Source organism: Rhodovibrio sodomensis (assembly GCF_016583645.1).
Taxonomy (GTDB): Bacteria; Pseudomonadota; Alphaproteobacteria; order Kiloniellales; family Rhodovibrionaceae; genus Rhodovibrio; species Rhodovibrio sodomensis.
Genome location: NZ_NRRL01000231.1, coordinates 1 through 2,298 on the forward strand (window position 1 = coordinate 1; position 2,298 = coordinate 2,298).

Consider the following 2,298-nt stretch of genomic DNA (forward strand, 5'->3'; position numbering starts at 1 on the left):
GATGCCTTGGAACTGGGCGCCCGCTAAGGCCGACGGACAAGGCTGAAGCGCTCGGTTCCACTCGAACCGCCCGATCCTACCAGCAGCCTAACGCTGGCTGAACCGTCACACGCCCGCATCGGACACGTCGCAGCGGTCGCGGCAGGTTCGGAGGGTGGACCCGCCTACCTTCGAACGTCTGGCGGTGGCAGCCCCGGGCCAAAAGCCGCCGAGTGATGGCCCACCGTCGGACTGTCGCGAAATTTTACAGGTCGCGACGGCGCTAACGGGTAGGTGTAAAATTTTTTGACACCCCAGTCTGCGGCTGCCTCGTTAACCATCTGGTTTATACGAATTATCATTCGTGGCACGCCTTTTGCTGTCTGGATCGTGCGAGTAACTTGAACAGGAGGAGCATAGCATGAAGCGCGCTCTTAGAGCCTTAGGTACGGCAGCTGCCGTAGCAACTCTCGTCGGGGCTGGATCGGCGAATGCGGCCATCCTAGGCACCGCGTCGGATTCGGTTGGTTTTAGCGAAACCGAATTGGATAACACGCTATCTGTTGGCCCGTTCAGTGGTACGGGTGTGACCTCAATCGACATTACACTTACAGGCTTGATCGACACCAGTATCACGCTTACGAATGACGCTGCGCAAGAACAAGAGGGTTCGGCTGAAGCACAGTCAGATTTTACCTTCACTTCAAGTGAAATTTCACCGGCGTCGCTGGGTCTAGCAGCATCAACCGGCTCAATTACTTTGTCGTCTGGCCAAACTGACACTTTCGCAGCCAGTGATTCCGGCGCAACCTCGCAAAGCGTATCAGGCGGACTGGCGGCTCTGCTTGATGGTTTTGCAGTCGACGTAACGACTGATACTGCATTGCTTATAGACTTTGGTGGCGGTAACGTTACGGGAACCCAAGATACAGAAGCACGCGCGGTTCTCAACGTAACCTACAATGGTGAAACGACTACAGTACCGGCACCTGGGACATTGGCGCTCCTTGGGGCGGCGCTGCTTGGGCTAGGCGTGTTTGGCCGGCGTTACAATGTAGTGTAGAAGTCACTGCTTGGCCCCGTCTGGCAATGTTAGTCAGGCGGGGTCAATTGCAATATTTTGTGTCGCCGTCGCAGAAAAAACGGATTATCCCGGTGCCTGAAGTTTTGTTGAAAGAAATCTTGGGCAGTTTGCGGCAAACTTTACATTTGTGCATTTAGTTCCCAGGTCACTGTTCCAAAAAACATGTGCCAGACTGATTACGGCCGCTTTGGGTCAGATCACGAAGCACGTCGCCGCGACATCATCGTCAGGTGTCGAGGGTGTTCCTGCCGACGCTTGGGTGCTTGCCAGTAGCCAGGGGCCAGGAGCGGCTGGCACTCGCGATCTCAGGCCCGTGCATGTGTCAGGATTTTTTACATCGCCTACCGTGTAGAGCGACATTCTGTATCGTCAGCCTTACAAATGCCGACAAGGCGGGTCCAAGGATCCTTTGATTCCACGAGGTTATTGCCGTGGCATGGTTCCTGCAGGTTTGGCCAGAACCCTCAAGAGCACGGAGTTACTCACCATGAAGCGCACCGTCGCGAGCGTCTGCGCCGGCACAATCCTTTTGTTTGGCAATTCCATGTCAGCAAACGCGGCCGAATTGTATAATGATTTTTACGATCATTTCAATTCGGCATCCAACCTGGTAAAGGATGGGCAGAACCGGCCCGACGATATCGGTAGCTGGGCCTATGCCGCTAATAGTGCTGATGCGTTCGGCGGGGTCATCGGCTTCGATCGGCCGGCACAGATCGACACGTTTTCGGTGATCATGTCGAACTGGAACGGCTATGATCCGGCTGGCAGTGTTGGCACGGCAACCTCGGGGTACAAGACGGATCTGACGCTAGAGCTCTACGAGGTTGATCGCACCGGTACTAATCCCGCGCCGGGCACTCAGCTTGCGGGAGACACCGAAACACATGACATCGCCGCCCGACAGCTTCCCACGGCTGCGAATGCAAGTTTCGTCGGCAACGGCACCGATTTCGTCGTCGACTGGGATCTCGGCAACCTTCTTGTCGGTGACGAGCTTTTATTCATGGTGCGCATTGACGAACTTCTTCCCGGCAACACGGTTGTGAATTCTGGCGTAAACTCGCTAAACATCGCAGCAGCGGCGACCGGAACACCACCGGATGTCACGGCCGGTATCGATACGGACAACGGCGTCTATTGGCGCAGCGACGCGACCGGAGGAGATATCGCACGCTTTGAGGCCGGCCAGGTCTTAGCTCGGGCATCGGGCACACCGATCCCAAATCCCGCGA

At 56.1% G+C, this 2,298-nt stretch carries 2 protein-coding genes; both read left to right on the top strand.

Annotation, left to right across the window (positions count from 1 at the left end):
• Positions 1–400: 400 nt before the first annotated feature.
• A complete protein-coding gene (locus CKO28_RS27300) occupies positions 401–1,042 on the top strand; it encodes a choice-of-anchor E domain-containing protein (RefSeq protein ID WP_200344635.1) in 642 nt (213 codons plus the stop codon).
• A gap of 508 nt (positions 1,043–1,550) precedes the next feature.
• Positions 1,551–2,298, top strand: a 748-nt coding sequence (locus CKO28_RS27305; protein ID WP_200344637.1) for a hypothetical protein, incomplete at its 3' end; no start/stop codon positions are given.